Raw genomic sequence first — 2693 nt, forward strand, 5'->3', positions numbered from 1 at the left:
TGGGCGTGCAGCTCGGCCACGTCGACGGGGCCCTTGCCGACGCCGGCGGCCCGTGCGGCGTCGGCAGCCGAGGCGGACTGGGCGAGGTCCCGCATGCCCAGGTAGTGGGGCTCCGTGCGGTGTGCGATGCCGCGGATGTGGGCCGGCCGCTCGCACAGCTCCGCGGCCAGGTCCCCGGCCGCGAGCACCACCGCGGCGGCGCCGTCGGTGACGGGCGCGATGTCGGAGGTCTTCAACGGCTCGACCGCGAACCCTCCGGAGACCTCATCCGAGCCGGAGACCTCGTCCGGGAGGTCGAGCGCGTACGGGTTGTCCCTGCCGGCGGCGCGGCTGCGCCGGACGATCTCGTCGAGCTCCGCGCGGTCCGCCCGGAGGGCGGCGGCCTGCAGGGCGGCGTAGGAGAGCTGGTCGAGGCCGAGGGGCTCCAGGTAGTACGGGTCGAGCTGGAGGGTCATGATCGTGCGCAGGTCGCCGAGCGACGACTTGCCGAACCCGTAGACCAGCGCCGAGTCGACGTCGCCGTGCTGGAGGCGCACCCACGCCTCGTACAGCGCCCAGGCTCCGTCCATCTCCACGTGGCTCTCGGAGATCGGCGGCCAGGCGCCGATCGCGTCGAGCGCGGAGACGAACGAGAAGGGCGCGCCCGCGAGGTAGTCGCAGCTCCCCGAGCAGGTGAACCCGAACCTGCGCAGCCCGGTGCGCTCCTTGACCTCGTTGATCACGGGCAGGATCAGCTCCGGCTCCGACAGGCCGGTGTCGTGGGCGGTGTGCCGGGTCTGGGCGAAGGCGACGATGGCCACGTCTCTCATGACAGCTCCGCGTCTTCCTCACCGGTGGGCGTGAACCACCGGACGTTCGCCATGGACAGCGTGCGCTCGCTCTCCGGGACCCATTCGGCGCGCACCCGCATGCCCTGCCGCACCTCGTGCGCGGGCACGCCGCCGACCAGGGCGATCATCGGGACGTCGGCGCCGTCGAGCAGGATGTACGCCGAGACGAACGGCACCTCGGGGGCGCGCGGGTCGGGCAGGTTGTTGATGGCGAACGTGGTGATCGTGCCGGTGTCGGGCAGCTCCACCCGCTGGTCGATGGCGCTGCCGCACTCCGGGCAGGACGCCCGGTAGGGCACGTAGACCTTGTCGCAGATGGCGCACCTGCCGCCGAGGAACACGCCCCGCCTGATCCCGTCGAGGAAGGTGCGCAGCGCCCCGCCGGCCTGGATGCGGTATTCGGGCCGGATGGGCGAGACGATCCTGGTCACCTCAGGCGCGAAGTGGGATATGTCGGTGATGTGGCCCTGGCGCTGCTGCCGCCAGACGGGCCAGACCCGGGTGCCCGGCGCCAGCGCCTTGGGGGTGCCGGCGTCCACGGCGTGCACCAGCGAGGTGTCGGCGCCGTCCAGCCTGATCATGGCCCAGGCGAACGGCCGGTCGAGCGGGTGGCCGTCGCGCGGCTCGCGCACCCACGCCGACGCGGTGACGGTCCCGGCGGGGCCCACCTCCACGTACTCGTCGGCGACGGGCTCCCCCGACGCCGGGTCGTACTCCAGGGGCGGCACCAGCACCCTGCCCTCGCCGACGATGCGCCCGGCGCGCAGTTCGGTCAGGAACCGCCCGATCACCGGCCCGGTCGTGCGGGTGTAGCCTCCGGGGAACTCCAGCACGTGCCGGGCGACCAGCGGCTCGCTCGTCTCGCTCGTCTCCACAGGATCTCCGTTCTCAGATGGCACGCTCGCGTCCCTCCCAGTACGGCGCGCGGAGCTTGCGCTTGAGCAGCTTGCCGTTGGGCTCGCGGGGCATCTCCTCGATGAAGTCGATCGACCTGGGCCACTTCATCCTGGCCAGCCGCCCGTCCAGCGAGGAGAGGATCTCGGCGGCCAGCTCCGGGCCGGGCGCGGCTCCGGGGGCGGGCTCCACCACGGCCTTGATCTGCTCGCCCCACTCCTCGTCGGGGATGCCGAAGACCGCCACGTCCGTCACCTTGGGGTGGATCATGATCTCGTTCTCGATCTCGGCCGGGTAGATGTTGGTCCCGCCGGAGATGATCATGTCGGCCTTGCGGTCGCACAGGAAGAGGAACCCGTCCTCGTCCAGGTAGCCGACGTCGCCGACCGTGAAGAAGTCCTTGAGCCGGTTCGCCTCGGTCTTGGCCGGGTCGCCCTTGTACTCGAAGCCGGCCCCCATCATCTTCATGTAGATCGTGCCGGGGGTCCCGGCGGGCACCGGCCGGCCGTCGTCGTCCACCACGAGCAGCTCGCTGATCGGCCAGGCCTTGCCGACCGTGCCCGGGTGGGACTTCCAGTCCGCCGGCGTGGCCAGGGTGCCGCCGCCCTCGGTGGCCGCGTAGTACTCGTAGACGCAGTCGCCCCACCACTCGAACATCGCCTGCTTCACCGGCACGGGGCAAGGGGCCGCCGCGTGGATCATCCACGTGAGCGAGGACAGGTCGTACCTGTGCCGGGTCTCCTCCGGCAGCGCGAGCAGGCGCTTGAAGTGGGTGGGTACGAGGTGCGAGTTGGTGATCCGGTGGCGCTCGCAGAGCCGGAGCGTCTCCTCGGCGTCCCACTTGTCCATGTAGACCAGCGTGTGCCCCATGTGCAGGGCCGTGCCGCCGAACTGGGTGACGGCCGTGTGGTAGTTGGGAGAGGTGACGAGGTGCGCGTTCGGCTGCCCCGCCGTGATGCCGAACAGCCC

3 protein-coding genes are annotated in these 2693 nt (G+C 71.5%); all 3 read right to left on the minus strand.

Annotated features, from left to right (window positions below; all coding sequences use genetic code 11):
- Positions 1–809, minus strand: an 809-nt coding sequence (locus DAT37_RS12750; RefSeq protein ID WP_109524970.1) for a lipid-transfer protein, incomplete at its 3' end; no start/stop codon positions are given.
- Entirely contained in the window at positions 806–1705 is a 900-nt protein-coding gene (locus DAT37_RS12755) for a Zn-ribbon domain-containing OB-fold protein (RefSeq protein WP_232839713.1), read from the minus strand. The genes DAT37_RS12750 and DAT37_RS12755, both read right to left, overlap by 4 nt.
- 13 nt (positions 1706–1718) lie before the next feature.
- A partial coding sequence (locus DAT37_RS12760) for an AMP-binding protein (protein WP_157978468.1) occupies positions 1719–2693 on the minus strand: 975 nt, incomplete at its 5' end.

Origin of the sequence: Nocardia aurea (genome assembly GCF_003123685.1) — a bacterium.
Taxonomy (GTDB): Bacteria; Actinomycetota; Actinomycetes; order Mycobacteriales; family Mycobacteriaceae; genus Nocardia; species Nocardia aurea.